Origin of the sequence: Streptomyces sp. H27-C3 (assembly GCF_030063415.1) — a bacterium.
In the GTDB taxonomy this organism is placed as follows: Bacteria; Actinomycetota; Actinomycetes; order Streptomycetales; family Streptomycetaceae; genus Streptomyces.
The window spans coordinates 12136-28036 of the sequence record NZ_JASITA010000062.1 but is presented as its reverse complement, the minus strand read 5'-3'; the positions used below and the strand labels follow the sequence as shown (position 1 = coordinate 28036).

The following is a 15901-nucleotide window of genomic DNA, read 5'->3' as shown; positions in this document are numbered from 1 at the left end:
CGGAAGCTAAGCCTTTCAGCGCCGATGGTACTGCAGGGGGGACCCTGTGGGAGAGTAGGACGCCGCCGAACAATTTTTATGCCCCGGCTCCTGGACTTATGTCCAGGAGCCGGGGCTTTTTTGCGTTCCCGGACCGTATTCTCGGGCCAGGGAAACCGGGAACCGGGAACCGGGAAACTTTGACTGAGTGGAGATGGGCGCCCCATGGGAACTGTGACGCATGTTCCGCAGACGCGGGACATGATCGGGGAGGAGCTCTCCGGTGACGAGGCCCTCACCGCTCTGCGGCACTACGGCGGGCGCAAGCTGCTGCTCGATGCCTTCTCCCGCTTCCGTTACGCGGACGGCTTCAGCCATGCGCGGTCGCTGGCCTTCCAGGTGGTCCTGGGCATCGTGCCGTTCGCCATTGCTCTGGTGGGTGTCGCCGCGGCCGTGCACACCGACAGCGTGGGCCGCGTCGTTGAGCTGACACTTGGGCGCATCGTGCCGGGGGCGAGTGCGGAGCTGGTCGATGAGGCTCTGGCCGACACCCGGCGGAGTGTGGGCGGCAGCACCTCCAGTGTGTTCGCGATGTGGCTCGGGCTCGGCTTCGCCGTGCTGAACCTGACCTCGGCGATGGGACAGATCGAACGGGGCAGCAACCGGATCTACGGCATCGAGCGGGACCGGCCCTTTCTCATGAAGTACGGGCGGAGCCTTCTCCTCGCCCTGGGGGCCGGAATGCCCATGGTGCTGGGCTTCCTGGTGCTCGTGGCCGGCGAGGCGGTGGGCAGTTCCCTCGTCGAGGCTCTGGGGTGGTCCACGTCCCTGCTCGACCTATGGGGGCCGCTGGAGATACCGGTCGGTGTCCTGCTGGCCTGGGTCGCCTCCGCGGTGATATTTCGCTGGGCGCCCCGCCGCGACCAGCCCGGCTACACCTGGCTCGCCGTCGGCTCGGCCGTGCACCTCCTGCTCTGGGTGGTGGCCACCTGGCTGCTGGCCTTCTACGTCGCCCAGAGCGGCTCCTTCGGCGCTGTGTACGGGCCGCTGACCGCCTTCGTGGCCCTGCTGCTCTGGGCGAATCTCACGGGCATCGCGCTGTTCCTGGGCATCGCGTTCGCCGCCCAGCTCGAAGCCGCCCGCGCCGGTGTCACCGATCCGGTCCGCCCCGACCCCGGCTCGGGCGACTGACCCCGCCCGTCCCGCAGCGCAGAGATGACGCCCACCTTCGCGCGTACCGCCGAGGCCGACCGGGCGGTCCGTATCGTCGCGGCCAAGGGCAGTACCGCCCACGCGATCGTGCTCAAGTGCGACCAGGAGCCCTTCGAGAACCCCGAGGTGACTCTGGCCTTCAAGCTGCTCGCCGACCGCAGGAAGCTGGTCGACGTGGTGCTCGCCGGGCGTGGGACGGTCGGCAACGACATGTTCGGCAAGGGGTATCAGTACTACCCCGACGGCATCGCGCAGCGTGAGCGCGATGTCGCCGAGGCCCGCTCGCTGCTCCGCAAGGCCGGGGTACTCAACAAGACGCTGTCCATCTACACCTCGTCCGTCGCCGCGGGCTTTGTCGAGGCGGCGACGCTCTTCGCCGAGCAGGCCGCCGACGCCGGACTGCGGGTGAAGGTCACCACGGGCTCCTCCGAAACGTACTTCAAGGACCAGCTGACCAAGGGCGTCATGGGGAGCCACCGCTCCGGTGCGATGACGATCCCCACCTACATCAACGACCGGCTCCTCACCGGCTCGAACTTCAACGCCTCCGGCTGGCGCCGCAAGGGCTTCGACGCCACCTTCGCCGAGGCGCAGTCGACCACCGACGAGGCCGAACGTGGCGCGCTCTACGGTCAGTTGCAGCGCAGAATCCATGACGAGGGCGGCCTGCTGGTGTGGGGACACCCCGACTGGCTGAATGCCACAGCGGCCCGGGTGCGCGGCGTGAGCGCCGCCCCACCCAACACGCTCGACTCGGCCCGCTTCGACAAGGTGTGGCTGGCCTGAGGATGCGTGGTTACCTCCTGCACCGGCTCGTCATCGGGCTGGTCCAACTCGCTCTGCTCGCGGGGCTGGTGTTCGCGCTCACCTCGCTACTGCCCGGCGACGCGGCCGCCGTGCGCTACGACGGGGACGCCACCGACACGCAAGTGGCGGCGCTGCGCGAGCAGCTTGGCCTCGACAGGTCGGCCCTGGAACGGTTCACCGCCTGGGCGGGCGGAGTCCTCACCGGCGATCTCGGCACCTCGCTGGTCAGCGGCGGCCCCGTTACCGGCATCCTGACCGAATCGGCCGGGCCCACCCTGGTTATGACCGCAGTGACTCTGGTCGTGGTGGTGCCGCTCGCACTGCTCCTCGGCCTCGCCTCGGGAACACGCGAAGGCGGTCGTACGGACCGGGCCTTCAGCTCGGTAACTCTCGCCCTGAACGCCGTCCCCGACTTCCTGCTGGCGCTGCTGCTCGTTGCCGGACTGTCGCTGAAACTGAGCTGGCTGCCCGCCACTTGGGTTGGGGTGGGCGCAGGAGAACTGCTCGGGCAGCCGGCGCTTCTTGTGCTGCCCGTGCCCGTGGTCGCGGCCCGGATGATCTGCCTGCTGTCCCGGCAGATCCGGGCCGGGACGGTGACCACCCTGGGTGCCGGATACGTCGTACAGGCCCGCCGCCTCGGGGTGCCGCGCCGGGCCCTCCTGTTGCGCCACGTCCTGCCGAACGCCGCCGTCCCCGGCATTCAGGAACTCGCCAGGGTCGGCGACAACCTCGTCGGCGGTGTCCTCGTCGTCGAGGCGGTGTTCGCGATCCCCGGGGTCGCCACCGCGCTCGTGAGGGCCGTGGAAGCCAGGGACATCCCCACGGTGCAGGGCCTGGCCCTGGTCGTCGCGGCGGCAGCCCTGCTGTTCAGCCTGGCGGCCGACCTGGTCTGCCACCGCCTCGTACCCCGGACGGAGATCCTGCGGTGAACCGCCCCACGAAGCGCCCGGTCGTAGCCGCGGTCGACCACGCGCAGACATCCCGTGCACCGCTGTATGCCGCCGGGCTGCTGGCGACGCTGCCTGTCGCGGCTGCCCTGTTCGGTCCGCTGTTCGCCGACGCCGTTGTCCCGGGCGCCGCCGCTCCGTACATCGGCCGGGGCGGTGAACATCCCCTGGGAACAGATGGGTTGGGGCGCGATGTGCTCGCCCTGCTGCTGCGCGGGGGCCGCAGCGCGCTCGGCATGGCGCTCGGCGCGGTCGCCGTCGCCTATCTGGTCGGCGGGGCCATTGGGCTGCTCGCCGCCTCCAGCCGACGCCGCTGGGCCGACGAACTGCTGATCCGCCCTCTCGACGTACTCCTTCCGCTGCCGTCCCTGCTGGTGATCAGCGTGGTGGCGGTGGGCTGGCGCGGCTCGCCCACCGCGATCTCGCTCGCCGTCGCCGCCGTCAACGTCCCGCCGGTGGCGCGGCTGGTCCGGGCGGCTGCGCTCGACGCGGCGAGCAGTCCCGTCGCCGAGGCGCTGAGGGTTCAGGGCGAGTCCCGGTCCCGTATCCAGCTCGGTCACATCGCACGCTCCGCGCTCGCGCCGGTCGCCGCCGACATCGGCACTCGGATCACCCTGGCTGTCTTCCTCGTCGGCTCGGCGAACTTCCTCGGCCTCGGGCTGAGCCCGACCGCCCCGGACTGGGCCGTGAGCATCTCCCGCAGCCGCGAAGGGCTGTTGCTCCAGCCCTGGGCCGTGCTGGCGCCCGCCGTGCTGCTCGTCATGTTCACCGTGGGACTCAACCTGCTCGCCGACCGTGCGCTGGCCCGCTCCCGCACCCCCTCAACGGAGGCCCGATGACCACCCCCGTCAGCATCGCCGGAGTGCGCGGGCTCACCGCACGGGCCGGGGACACCGTGCTCGTCGACGCGATCGACTTCGACGTGTACGAGGGCCAAGTCACCGCGCTCGTCGGTCCTTCGGGCAGCGGCAAGACCACCGCCGCGCTGGCGCTCATCGGTGAGGCCGGGCCCGGCATTCGGCTCGGCGGACACGTGCGGGTCGGCGGCATCACCGTTGTGGACGGCGACGCCGCCGTGATCGGGGCGTCGGAGCTGCGGGGGCGCACCGTCGCCTATATGCCGCAGCACCCCGGCAGTTCACTCAACCCGGCCCGCCGCACCGGCGCGCTCCTCGCCGAACTCGCGTCCCTGCACGGCGGATCGGTCACCGACGCGCTCGAAGCCGCGCAGCTGCCCACCGACCGCGATACAACGCGCCGCTTCCCGCACCAGTTCTCCGGTGGCCAACGCCAACGCGTCGCGCTCGCCCAGACCTTGGCCTGTCGGCCCAGGCTGCTGATCCTCGACGAACCGAGCACCGGACTCGACACGGTGACCCGGATGCGAATGGCCGGGGAGCTGGCAGCCCTTGCCCGCGGCGGGCTCGCGATTCTGCTGCTCAGCCACGACCAGGACCTGGTGCGGGCCCTGGCCGATCACGTCGTCGTACTGGAGCGGGGGAAGGTGATCGCCGACGCACTGCCCGAACGGCGCACCCCGGCCGCTGACCGGCACGATCCCGTGGGACCCGGCGTCCTGGAGGTGCGGGACCTCTCCGCCGCCCTGCGCAGCAGAGGGCGCGGACCGGTACTGCACGGCGTGGACCTCGAACTCGCCGCCGGGGCCTGCGTCGGAGTCGCCGGGCCCTCCGGCAGTGGAAAGACGACCCTGGCCCGCTGCGTCGCCGGTCTGTATGAGCGCATGAGCGGCCAAGTGCTGCTGCACGGCACGCCGTTGCTGGTGCTACGCCGTCGCACCGTGGACCAGAAGCGGCGCGTGCAGTACGTGTGGCAGGAGGTGCGCGGCTCCTTCGACGAGCGGCGTCCGGTGGCCGAGCAGGTCGCTCGTACCGCCGTACGACTGCGCGGACTCGCGCCCAGCGAAGCGCGGCGGGAAGCTCGCGCGCTGCTGGCCAGGCTGGGCGTCGACGCGGACGCCGCCGAGCGGCGCCCCGACGGCCTCTCCGGCGGACAGCTCCAGCGCGCCGCACTCGCCCGCGCCGCGCTCGCCGAGCCCGACGTCCTGATCTGCGACGAGATCACCACCGGCCTGGACCCGGTGGCCACCGACGCCGTACTCGCGGAACTCGGCCGTATGCGGATGGAGTTCGGCACCGCGCTGCTGTGGGTGAGCCACGACCTGGAGCTGCTCTCCGCGGTCGCGCACCACTTGGTGGTCATCGACGGCGGGCACGTCGTCGAGAGCGGCGTACCGGCCGAGGTGCTCGCCGCGCCGCGCGCGGCCATGACCCGCCAACTCGTCGACGCCATGCGCCTCGGCGCCATCCCCGAGCCCGTTCCAGGTCCCTGACACCGGACCGATCACCCACCCGACGTACTGCCTCGGAGGACCCATGTCCGACCGGACCGCAACCGGCGACCTGCTCGCAGCACTGCCGGACACCCTGCCCCGCGAGGAGATCCTCGCCATCAACAGCGCACCCTCCGACATCCATACGCACCGCACCTATACGTACAACGGGTGGAGCTTCGAGCTACCGCCAGGTGTGTTCAAGCCGGGCGACACCAGCCGGATCATCCACGACCGGCTGCTGGACGGCACCATCGCCGTGGCCGGACGCGCGTACGCGGCGATCGGCGCCGGACTCGGCGTCGAGGCCGTGATCGCGGGCACCCGGGGTGCCCGCGAGATCTGGGCCGCCGACATCCACCCCGACTCCGTCGCCACCGCCGCCGACCACTACCGGCGCATGGTCGGCGAACGGGCCGGCACCGACTTCCGCCCGCTGGTCTCCAACCTCTTCGAGGAGTTCCCCGACTCGGCCCGGCTCGACGTCATCACGTTCAACCCGCCCGCCGTCTCCACGCGGACCAGCGAGGATCCGACCGTCGTCCGCAACGTGTGCGTGGGCGCCGGGATCGTGACGCGCTTCTTCGACCAGATCACCGATCGCGGGCTGCTCGCACCGGACGGCGAGATCCACTTGCTCGTCTCCAACACCGCCGAACTGCGCACCGTCGTCGCGTACGCCGTCGAGGCGGGATTCGTGCCCGCCGTCGCGCACCGCCAGAGCTGGGAGGGCGACAACTGCCAGGCCTTCCTCTTCACGCTCACACCGCGCGACTCCGAACACGTCACCGAGCATGTACCCGAGCACGCCTCCGACCGCGTAGCCAACTGAAGGAACGGACACCCCATGCACGAACACATAGCGGAAGCCGTCAAGGAACCGGACGTGGTGGCCGTCCCGCCCGGCGCGGTCTGTCTGCGCTTCGATACGATGAAGATCTACTCGGCGCTGGGCGCGGTACGCCATCTCCTGGACACCGGACAGATCACCCCCGGCGACACCCTCGTCGACAGCTCCAGCGGCATTTACGCCCACGCGCTGGCGCTCGCCTGCCACCGCTACGGCATGAAGTGCCACATCGTCGGGTCCACGACCGTCGACCGCAGCGTCACTTTCGGCGCCGAGCACGTCCAGGATCCCGACATGATCATCGCGGGGATCGGCAGTTCCATCCCGTTCGAGAACGTCCGTCAGGAGCTGTACGACCGCGTCCACTGGGTCAACTTCGACTACGCGATGTCGGGCGCCGTCGAACTCCTGCGCGCCAGCGGTATTTTCGCGGGCCTGTCGGCGGGGGCGGCTTATCTGGCGACGCTCGCCGAGCGCGAGCGCGATGACTCCCGTACGTACGTCTTCATCGCCGCCGACACCGGTCATCGCTATGTCGACAGCGCGTATGCCAACCATGCACAGGCCCACGGCCTGGGGTCGATGCGGCCGCACGAGGTCACCTCGTGCGCCGACCTGTCGCACCCGTGGTCGGCGATGCCCTGGCCGCCGCCCCGCGACGACATCCAACAGTCCTACGCCGAGTCGTCCGCCCTGCTGGCCGAGACCGTTCGGTGAACTCCCGTATCCCCAAAGCCCCGTTGGCAACGAAAGAATCAGAGATGCTGGCCGACTCATTCCAGACCGACCCAATCCAGACCATTCAACCGCAGTCCGTGCAACCGCAGTTCGGTCAACCACAGCCCGATCGGCCGCAGACCGTGGCCGAGCTCAGCCGGGCCGTGCTGACGGGCTCGTACGGGCCCCCGCCCCAGGACCTGGCTGTCACCAGCGCGTTCTGGCTGCACAACACGACCCGGCTGGCCGGCAGCGAGGTCACCTACCGCAATCACTACTTCCTCCTACGCAGTGGCGACGCTTTCGGCGCCTGCTCGTTCGAGGCCGGTGAACTCGCCCCCGGCTTCTGCGAGAACGCCTCCGGGCACACCCTCGACACCCTCATCCGCCACGGCTCCCTCCCGGTGCGCATCGCCGCCCTCGACGCCTACCTGGCCCGGGTCGAGCCGCACCGCGGTCACCCTGCCGCCGACCCCGTCACCCTGCCGTCCGGCACGCCCGAGGTCCGGGCCCACGCCCGTGACGCCGCCATCGCCGGGCTGCTCGACATCACCCCCGGCACCAAGGTCGCCCTGATCGGCGTCGTCAACCCGCTGGTCGCGGCGATACGCGAGCGGGGCGGTGTATGCCTGCCCTGCGACCTCAACCTCCTTACCACGCAGTGGGGCGATCCCGTCGCCACCAACATGGCCGAGGTGCTGGAAGCAGCCGACGCGGTCGTGGCGACCGGCATGACGCTGAGCAACGGCAGCTTCGACCTGATCGTCGAGCACTGCCGCACCCGTGGGATCCCGCTGGTCGTGTACGCCCAGTCGGGCAGCGCCGTCGCCCGCGCGTTCCTCGGCGCGGGTGTGAGCGCACTGTCCGCGGAGCCCTTCCCGTTCTCGCAGTTCAGCGCCGACGAGACCACCCTCCACCGCTACCGGGAGGCGGTGGCGTGAGCGCGGATTCCGCCGCGTCGAAGGTGAACACGGCGCCTGATTCCGCCGAAGCGGTCCCCGGTGACCTGCGGATGGCACGTGTGCTGTGGCCGGTGATGCTGGCCTCCGCTGTCGGCCTGCTGCCCTTCACGGTCTTCAATACCCACCTCGTGCCCATCGCGGACGCGGCGGACACCGGCGTCGCCGCCATGGGGCAGCTGCGCGGCCTCGGCGGCCTCGCCGCGCTGGCCGTCGGCACCGCGCTCGCCCCGTTCATCGACCGGGTACGCAAGGAGTGGGCAGCGGCGGGCGGCCTCGCCCTGCTCGCGGTATCCGCGCTCCTTGGCGCGACAGGGGAGTTCCTGTTCCTCGCGGCCTTCTGCCTACTCGTCGGCGCCGGTACGGCCGTACTCAACCCGGCGCTCACCGCCGCGGCGGCCGACCGCTTCGGCAACCGCGCCGCAGCCGGCCGGGCGGCGACCCTCGTCACCGCGACCCAGTCGTTCACCGCGCTGATGGCCGCGCCGCTGGTCGCCCTGCCTGCCCTGCTGTGGGGCTGGCAGGGCAACCTCCTTGCCGTGTCCGTCGCCGCGGTGCTGCTGCTCCGCGGTGTTCTTCGTCAAGGGCGGGCGCTCGCACCGGGAGCCGGTGCGCGACACACCTCGCCTGGGCTACGGCGCGTCGTTCAAGGCGCTGGCGGCCGTGCCGGGCGCGGTCCCGCTGCTGTCCGTCGCTCTGCTGCGGACAGCCGCGTTCATGGGGTACCTCGCCTACCTCGCGGCGTTCTACGACGAGCGCTTCGAGCTGTCCCCGGGGCCGTTCGCGCTGGTGTGGACACTGAGCGGCACGGCCTTCTTCCTGGGTAATCTCCTCACCGGCCGGGCGATGAGCGCCGCCGCACCGCGGATCACCGCGGAACGGATGATGACCCTCGCCCTGGTCGTGGGGCTCGCCGCGCTCGTGGGCTTCTTCTTCACCCACACGCTGTGGCTCGCGCTGCTGCTGACGGCCGTGACCGCCGCCGCGCACGCGACGGTCGCCGCCTGCGTCACCACCCTCCTCGTCCGGCGCTGCCCCACCCTGCGCGGTACCGCGCTGAGCATCAACGCCGCCGGCATGAGCTTCGGCGTCTTCGCGGGCGCCGCGCTCGGCGGCGTCGGCCTGGGCCTGGCCGGCTACCCGGGCACTGCCCTGGCGCTCGGCGCGCTCACGCTCGGGGCGCTGCTCGCGGCCCTGCGCGTGAGGCGACCCGCCTGATCAGCGACCCGGGCGGGGGACCTGGGCGATGGAGCGCCCCGCCCGCTTCTGCTCGGCGTCGGGGGCCGGGTCCCAGGCGGTGACGTCGTAGCCACGGGCCAGGTAGTGGGCGACCCAGCCGCCGCCGATCACGCCGGCGCCGACACAGGCGACTCGGCGTACGTCCTCGGGGGCGCAGGGGGCGGGGGGTGTCGTGGCAGTCACGATGCGGGTCCTTCGGCAGGTGCGTACGGAGTGCGGCGGGAGGTCAGGCGCGCGGCTTCAGGCCGAGCTTGCTCCGGGCCTCGTCCGGGCTGGCGACCCTGGCGCCCAGCGCCTCGGTGATCGTCACGGCCCGCTCCACCAGCTGGGCGTTGGTGGCTCTGTTGCCCTTGCCCAGGTAGAGGTTGTCCTCCAGGCCGACCCGGAGACATGTCCGCCGAGCAGGATCGACTGGGCGACCCACGGCATCTGCATCCGGCCGAGCGAGAAGCTGGCCCACTGGGCGCCGTCGGGCAGCATGTTGACCATCGACTGCAGAACGCCCGGATCGGCGGGCGCGCCCCACGGGACCCCCATGCACAGCTGGAAGACCGTCGGGTCGTCGAGTAGGCCCTCGGCGAGGAGCTGCTTGGCGAACCACAGCTGCCCGGTGTCGAAAATCTCCAACTCGGGTCGCACGCCCAGCTCCTGGATGCGCCTGGCGCCCGTACGCGGCATGCGACGAATATTGCTGGAGATGCGGTACTGACTGAAGCATCAGGCATGCGCAATATCTGGATCTTTCGGTGCAGTGCCGAGTCGCAGGCGGTACGTACACTCCCATCTGAACCTGAAGAGTCCGTACAGCAACCGATCAACTTGGTTCAAGCGGAGGCCAGTTGGATCGTTATTGGTGATCGGACATGGGCATATACGTCCCAGTACACGCGGGGCGCACCAGAGGAGGCCGATCATGACCGTTGTTTCGACACACCGTCAGGCCCAGCAGCTGCCGGCAGTCCCTTTCTACTGTCCTGTCCCCTCCGTCGTGCACCCGTCCGCCCAGGCCCTCAATGAGACGACCGTCCGCTGGATGCTTCAGCAGCACCTCGACACCGATGAGCTGCAGCGCAAGCGGCTCGCCCTCTGCGATTTCGGCGGTCTCACGGCCTCGACCATGTCCTACGGGCAGCTCGAACCGCTCACACTCATGGCCAAATTCCACGCCGTGCTCTTCTCGCTGGACGACGGGGTGTGCGACGAGGCCTTGGTCACCGCCGACGTGCTCGCGCAGGAGACCTCGCGCATATTGCGTGCGGTGGAGGCCCCTGGCAGCCACTCGCCGGGCGACTCGCCGCACACCCGGGCGCTGCGTCTCCTGCGGCTGGAGCTGGAGCGGTACGCGTCCCGCCAGCAGATACGCCGCTGGACCGACGCCATGCGGGTCTACACCTCAGGGCTGGTGTGGGAGGCGTCCTGGCGCAGCAGTCCCGGGCTTCCGTCGCTGAACGACTACGTCACGCTGTGGATGCGGGCCATAGGGATGGCCCCGTCCACCGCGATGATCGAAGTGGTCGCCGGCTACTCGGTGCCCGACCACGACCTTGAGGACCCGCGGGTGCGCGCCCTCACCGAGATCACCTGGACACTGGTCAGCTGGGACAACGATCTCTACTCCCGCAACAAGGAACTGCTGCGCGCCGACGACAACCTCAATCTCATCGACGTGTTGTGCCAGGAACTCGGCTGCGAGCCGCCGGACGCCCTCCTGGAGGCGGTGATGATGCGCGACCGCGTCATGGTGCTCTTCCTCCGTCTGCGCGAGCAGGTGCTGAGCGACGCCGACGGCGGACTGCGCCGATACCTGCACGGCCTCGGCCAGTTCATCCGCGGTCACCTCGACTGGGCGTCTGCCTGCCCGCGTTACGTCGTCCCCGGCGCCCCGGGCGCGGAGGCGCGACCGGAGGGGTGGTGGAAGCAGCGCCCGGCCGACGACAGCCTGGAACCGCTTCCTCTCCCGACGATCGCCTGGTGGTGGGACCAGCTCGCGGTCAGTACCCGCGCCACCACCGGGTGAGCGACTGCCACAGCCGCTTGGGAGCCCCGGGCCCGCGCTGCGCCGGAATCGCGGGGCCGGCCGTGGGCGCGCTCGGCGGACAGGGGGGCGCGGGGGTCGCGGCGGGCGGCGGCACGTTCGCCCTGGGCGCCGAGTCCACCTGCCAGTCGTGCCGGGGCGCTGTGGTCGACGCCGTGGTCGGGGGGCCGCCCACGTCCTGCGGCGGACTCGCGGCGAACTCCACCGGGAGCTCGATCAGATGCCGGGACATGAGCGCACTGCTCCACCTCAACTCATCTTCTTCCACCGAGAGTTGAAGGTCGGGCAGGCGCATCAGCAGGGCGTCGATCCCGGTGTCGGCGATGGCGCGGCCGATGTCCTGCCCCGGGCACTCGTGCGGGCCTCCGCTGAAGGCCAGGTGGGAGCGGTTGCCCTGCATGGAGGCATGCGGGTCGGGCCGTACCACCGGGTCGGTGTTGGCGGCGGCCATTCCCACGATCAGGGCGTCGCCCTTCTTGATCTGCTGGCCGCCGAACTCGGTGTCACCGACCGCCCAGCGGCCCAGGATCGTGGTGAACGGCGGCTCGTCCCACAGAGTCTGCTCGACCGCCTCGGGCAGCGTCATGTGACCGCCGCTGAGCTGCGCCCTGAACCGCGGGTCGGTGAGCACCATGCGCACCACGTTGGCGATGAGGTTGGCGGTGGTCTCGTACGCCGCGATGAGCACCAGCCGCAGATGCTGGCTCACCTCGGCATCGGTGAGCCCGGCCGGATGCTCGACCAGCCAGCTGGTGAAGTCCTCCTCGGGCCTGGCCCTGCGCCGGTCCACCAGCCTGGTCAGGACGCCCATCACGTACGCGTTGCTGGCGTTCGCCGTCGCGGTGCCCTTGATCATGTCCCGTGCGGACTGCACCATGCGCTCGTTGTACTCCTCGGGCATGCCGAGGATCTGGCACATCACCATCATCGGCAGATGCTCGGCGAACCGGTTCACCAGGTCGGTGTGGCCGTCCTGGCAGAACTCGTTGACCAGCCGGTTGCTGTAGCGGTTGATGTAGCGGCGCACGCCGCGGCTGTCGATGCGCGCGATGCTGTCGGTGACCGCGCCGCGCAGCCGCTCGTGGTCCGCGCCGTCCGCGAAGACGCACAGCGGCTGCCAGGTGAAGACGGGCGCGAGCGAGTGGTCCGGCGGTACGGTGCCGTCCAGGACGTGGCGCCAGCGCCGCGAGTCGCGGGAGAACTGCGACGGGGTACGGGTCATGTGCAGGTTCTCGCTGTGGCCGAGCACCAGCCACGCCGGTACGTCGCCGGTCAGCAGCACGGGCGCCACCGGGCCGTGTTCGGCGCGCAGCTTCTCGTAAAGGCCCATCGGGTCGCTCTCGTGCTCGGACCCGTACAGCCGACGCAGACCGCCGGGGCCGACGCCGCCGACGCCACCGACCCCGTGGGCCGGGCACCCGGGGGGCGGCACCACCCTGTCGTCCGCTCCGGGCAGATGGGGATCAGGGGTTGTCACGATCACTCCAGAGATGTGGCAGGTACGGGGAGACGACGGACGCCGGACCGGTCAGGCGAGTGGCACGGCCAGGGCGTGCAGATGGCGCATCAGGGTCATGAGCACATCGCGGCTGGACCCGCGCCCCCGCGCGTCGCAGTCCACCATCGGCACGTCGGCGGGCAGGTCGAGGGCGGTGCGGAGCGCCTCGACGGGGTGCTGGGGCGCGTCGGGGAAGGTGTTGATGGCGACGACGAACGGCACGCCGCGCTCCTCAAGGCGGCCGATCACGTCGAAGCTGACCTCCAGGCGGCGGGTGTCGATCAGTACCACCGCGCCCAGCGCGCCTTCGAACAGGCCGTTCCACAGGAACCAGAAGCGTTCCTGTCCGGGGGTGCCGAAGAGGTAGAGGACCAGCTCGTCGCTGAGACTGATCCGGCCGAAGTCCATGGCCACGGTGGTGGCGGTCTTGCTCTCCACCCCGGAGTTGTCGTCCACGCCGACCCCGGCCTGGGTCATGGTCTCCTCGGTGGTCAGCGGACGGATCTCGCTCACCGAGCCGACCATGGTGGTCTTGCCGACCCCGAACCCGCCCACGATGACGACCTTCACCGCCGCTGTGGCGGTGGTGGGGAGAACGTCCTCGCTGCGGGGGCCGACGACCGTGTCAGAGCTTCTGAAGTCCATGCATCACCGCTTCGAGGAGAGACCGGTCGGGCAGGGCGGCGCGGACGACCGGCGCGCGCGATTCGACCAGTTGGGTCGAGAGGAGCTCGGTCAGCAGCGCGGTCACCACGCTGAACGGCAGGCTGAGATACGCCGAGATCTCGGCCACGGACAGCGGCGCCCGGCACAGCCGCAGAATGGCGGCCTGCTCCGGCTGGACCGTCGGAGTCGGCTCGGTGCACGAGACGACCATCGTGACCAGGTCGAGCGGGGCCCGGGCCGCTCCGTCCGGGCCCCCCGTGATCACGTACAGCCGTTCCGGATCATCCAGTTCCGGTTCGGGCTCTCGTCGTTCTCGTCGAGGAGAAGTCATACGGCCTGCCCGTCGTGCCGAGGCGGGCTGGTCAGGTGGGCGCCGATACGGACGACCATGTCCCGCATCCGGGCCCCCACCAGGCCCGCGTCCACCGTCTCGTCCGCGAGCACCGCGAGATACGCGCCCGTTCCGGCCGCCATCAGGTAGAAGAAGCCGCCGCTGACCTCGATGACGACCAGCCGCATGCGGCCGTCGCTGTCCGGGATCTCGGAGGCGACCGCGGCGGCCAGGCTCTGCAGTCCCGCACATGCCGCCGCCAGCCGGTCGGCGACATCCGGGTCGCCGCCGTGCCGTGCGATGCGCAGGCCGTCCGCGGAGAGGACCACGATCTGCTGGACCTGCGGTACCCCGTCGGCCAGCTCCTTGAGCATCCAGTCCATATTGGCCCGCTGCTGGATCACTTGAGATCTCCCTTGTCCAACGCATCGTCGGGTTCTTCGTCGGTCGACGAGCCCCGCGGTGTCCCGTTGGCCGCTTTGGTGAACGCCTCGAGCCAAATGCCCGGCTCGGGTTCCTTCTCCGGACTGTGGCCGTTGGTGCCCTGGCCGTTGTGTGTTCCGTTGTGCGTCGGTGCGGACAGTTCCTCGGCGGCGGCCGGCACCGCGTGGGAGCCGTACGGTGCGCGGATGCGGCTGCGGCGCTGCGGCAGCCCGCCGGGGGTCCATTCGGTCACCACGGGGGCGTCCTCCTCCATGGCCGCCGTGGCGGGCACCGGCCGAGGCGGCCCGGCAACCGGTCGGGGCGGCCGTGCGGTGGTACGCATCGGCACCCGCAGCGTTTCCGGGGACGGCAGCCCGGACGAGCCCTGCCGGGGAACCGCGGAGGCGCCGATGCCGTGGGCGATGCCGGGGGCCGGTCCTGTGGTGACCACGTCGCGCGGGACGATGAGCACCGCGCGGACCCCGCCGTACGCGGACTGGCGCAGCGAGACCTGCAGGTCGTACATCTGGGAGAGCCTGCCGACCACGGCCATGCCGAGCCGGGGGGTCTCACCGAGGTCATTGAGGTCGATGCCCGCCTGCGCCTGCGCCAGCATGCGCTCGGCCCGGCTCCGTGCCTCCTCGCTGAGGCTCACCCCGCCGTCCTCGATCTCGATGGCGATGCCGGTCTGCACCTCCACGGCGGTCACGTGCACCCGGGTCTGCGGGGGCGAGTAGCGGGTGGCGTTGTCGAGGAGTTCGGCGCAGGCGTGGATCAGCGGCTCGACGGCCGTGCCGACGATGGCGACCTTGGCGATCGAGTGCAGGTCGACGCGCTGGTACTCCAGGATCCGGGACATCGCGCCGCGCAGCACACTGAACAGCGGTACGGGCTTGGGCCATTGGCGGCCCGGCCGGGCGCCGCCGAGTACGGCGATGGAGTCGGCGAGCCGGCCGATCAGCGCGGTGCCGTGGTCGATGCGCAGCAGGTCGTCGAAGACCTCGGGGTTGCGCCCGTGCGCCTCTTCCATCTCCCGCAGCTCACTGGCCTGTTGATGCACGATGGCCTGCACGCGGCGTGCGATGTTGACGAAGGCGCGCTGCGCGGACTCACGCATGGCCTCCTCGGTGTCGACGATGTCGAGGACGGAACGCAGCAGATCGCGCTGCGGTTCGGGAAGATCGCGGTACGTCGGATCCCCGTCCACCAGCGCACGGATCACCTCCGCGGGTGATTCGCCCCGGCGCAGCCGGTGGATCGCGGCCGGCAGCAGGACCTTGCTGAGTCGCAGGGTCTCCTTGTCGTGGCCGACGACGCACTGTTCGAGATGGGAGAGGCGCTGCTCGTACTCGGTGCGCAGCGTTCGCATGGCCCGGCCGCGGCGGGTCACTTCCGCGCCGAACGCGGTCACCACGACGGTGGCCAGTGCCCCGAACCAGGCGACAGGTATCCGGGCGGGCTCTGGCACGAGCGCCAGGGCGACGGCGGTGACCGTGGCCATCAGGAGGACGGGTGGTAGGAGTGCGCGGGCGAAGTTGGATTCTCGGTCGCTCGGAGACGATTCAACACGAACCATTTAAACCTTCTGGCGGTCGATGCGGGGATGATTTCGAATCATCAGGGCACTTGGGAACAAGTGCGTGATTTCATATCAACTCGGCGCGCTTTGAGCGAGCTTAACCAGATCGGATCAGCGCGACGGCATATTCACGCAACCCTCTGCACCGACCCTCGCGCCGGGTTTAGAATCGTCAATTTTGCACACTCGGCTCATGGCTGTGTGCGAGGAGTAACCAAAAGGGTGACGGATGGGTCCTGTGTACGCAGAAGGCCGCCCCCGTGTGCCGGGGCGGGTAACGTTTGCCCGTCGAGGAGCGGCGTCCGGTGC

At 70.4% G+C, this 15901-nt stretch carries 16 protein-coding genes, 1 rRNA gene and 2 pseudogenes; 12 read left to right on the top strand and 7 right to left on the bottom strand.

The features are described from left to right. The 11 genes from rrf to QMK30_RS35835 form a co-directional block, all read left to right on the top strand. Positions 1-71: ribosomal RNA gene (gene rrf / locus QMK30_RS39000) — 5S ribosomal RNA — on the top strand; the annotation flags it as partial. A 133-nt stretch (positions 72-204) separates the two neighbouring features. Continuing rightward, a complete protein-coding gene (locus tag QMK30_RS35880; RefSeq protein WP_283522540.1) occupies positions 205-1170 on the top strand; it encodes a YihY/virulence factor BrkB family protein in 966 nt (321 codons plus the stop codon). A 24-nt stretch (positions 1171-1194) separates the two neighbouring features. Next, positions 1195-1977: an ABC transporter substrate-binding protein gene (locus QMK30_RS35875; RefSeq protein WP_283522539.1), complete on the top strand. Its 783-nt coding sequence runs from the start codon at positions 1195-1197 to the stop codon at positions 1975-1977. A gap of 2 nt (positions 1978-1979) precedes the next feature. Further along, positions 1980-2927, top strand: a complete 948-nt coding sequence (locus QMK30_RS35870) for an ABC transporter permease (protein ID WP_283522538.1) — start codon at positions 1980-1982, stop codon at positions 2925-2927. Next, positions 2924-3784, top strand: a complete 861-nt coding sequence (locus tag QMK30_RS35865) for an ABC transporter permease (protein ID WP_283522537.1) — start codon at positions 2924-2926, stop codon at positions 3782-3784. Before QMK30_RS35870 ends, QMK30_RS35865 begins: the two co-directional genes overlap by 4 nt. Next, on the top strand, positions 3781-5295 hold the full coding sequence (locus tag QMK30_RS35860) for an ABC transporter ATP-binding protein (RefSeq protein ID WP_283522536.1): 1515 nt from the start codon (positions 3781-3783) through the stop codon (positions 5293-5295). The genes QMK30_RS35865 and QMK30_RS35860 overlap by 4 nt, the downstream gene beginning before the upstream one ends. A 43-nt stretch (positions 5296-5338) precedes the next feature. Continuing rightward, a complete protein-coding gene (locus QMK30_RS35855) occupies positions 5339-6127 on the top strand; it encodes a class I SAM-dependent methyltransferase (RefSeq protein WP_283522535.1) in 789 nt (262 codons plus the stop codon). Positions 6128-6142: 15 nt separating this feature from the next. Further along, positions 6143-6862: a PALP domain-containing protein gene (locus QMK30_RS35850; protein WP_283522534.1), complete on the top strand. Its 720-nt coding sequence runs from the start codon at positions 6143-6145 to the stop codon at positions 6860-6862. A gap of 44 nt (positions 6863-6906) precedes the next feature. Then, positions 6907-7803, top strand: coding sequence for a Rossmann-like domain-containing protein (locus QMK30_RS35845; protein ID WP_283522533.1), 897 nt, complete (start codon positions 6907-6909; stop codon positions 7801-7803). Then, on the top strand, positions 7800-8648 hold the full coding sequence (locus QMK30_RS35840) for an MFS transporter (protein WP_283522532.1): 849 nt from the start codon (positions 7800-7802) through the stop codon (positions 8646-8648). Before QMK30_RS35845 ends, QMK30_RS35840 begins: the two co-directional genes overlap by 4 nt. Beyond that, complete coding sequence (locus tag QMK30_RS35835) at positions 8539-9039, top strand: MFS transporter (RefSeq protein ID WP_283522531.1); 501 nt, start codon at positions 8539-8541, stop codon at positions 9037-9039. The genes QMK30_RS35840 and QMK30_RS35835 overlap by 110 nt, the downstream gene beginning before the upstream one ends. Positions 9040-9084: 45 nt before the next feature. Here QMK30_RS35835 and QMK30_RS35830 read toward each other — a convergent pair. Together QMK30_RS35830 and QMK30_RS35825 are read right to left on the bottom strand one after the other, a co-directional pair. After that, positions 9085-9246, bottom strand: a pseudogene (locus QMK30_RS35830) (3-hydroxyacyl-CoA dehydrogenase NAD-binding domain-containing protein); the annotation flags it as partial. A 40-nt stretch (positions 9247-9286) separates the two neighbouring features. After that, positions 9287-9738: pseudogene (locus QMK30_RS35825) on the bottom strand (beta-keto acid cleavage family enzyme); the annotation flags it as partial. A gap of 235 nt (positions 9739-9973) precedes the next feature. Between QMK30_RS35825 and QMK30_RS35820 the strand changes: the two are divergent. Then, positions 9974-11077 (top strand): terpene synthase family protein, encoded by a 1104-nt coding sequence (locus QMK30_RS35820; protein WP_283522530.1) that lies wholly within the window; start codon positions 9974-9976, stop codon positions 11075-11077. Here QMK30_RS35820 and QMK30_RS35815 read toward each other — a convergent pair. From QMK30_RS35815 to QMK30_RS35795, 5 genes are read right to left on the bottom strand one after another with little or no spacing between them, the layout of a single operon-like run. Beyond that, a complete protein-coding gene (locus QMK30_RS35815) occupies positions 11052-12572 on the bottom strand; it encodes a cytochrome P450 (RefSeq protein ID WP_283522529.1) in 1521 nt (506 codons plus the stop codon). The genes QMK30_RS35820 and QMK30_RS35815 overlap by 26 nt on opposite strands. A gap of 51 nt (positions 12573-12623) precedes the next feature. Next, entirely contained in the window at positions 12624-13238 is a 615-nt protein-coding gene (locus QMK30_RS35810; protein ID WP_283522528.1) for a GTP-binding protein, read from the bottom strand. Beyond that, positions 13219-13590: a DUF742 domain-containing protein gene (locus QMK30_RS35805; protein ID WP_283522527.1), complete on the bottom strand. Its 372-nt coding sequence runs from the start codon at positions 13588-13590 to the stop codon at positions 13219-13221. Before QMK30_RS35805 ends, QMK30_RS35810 begins: the two co-directional genes overlap by 20 nt. Beyond that, positions 13587-13994: a roadblock/LC7 domain-containing protein gene (locus QMK30_RS35800; protein ID WP_283522526.1), complete on the bottom strand. Its 408-nt coding sequence runs from the start codon at positions 13992-13994 to the stop codon at positions 13587-13589. Before QMK30_RS35800 ends, QMK30_RS35805 begins: the two co-directional genes overlap by 4 nt. Beyond that, entirely contained in the window at positions 13991-15589 is a 1599-nt protein-coding gene (locus QMK30_RS35795; RefSeq protein ID WP_283522525.1) for an ATP-binding protein, read from the bottom strand. The genes QMK30_RS35800 and QMK30_RS35795 overlap by 4 nt, the downstream gene beginning before the upstream one ends. Between the last annotated feature and the right edge of the window lie 312 nt (positions 15590-15901).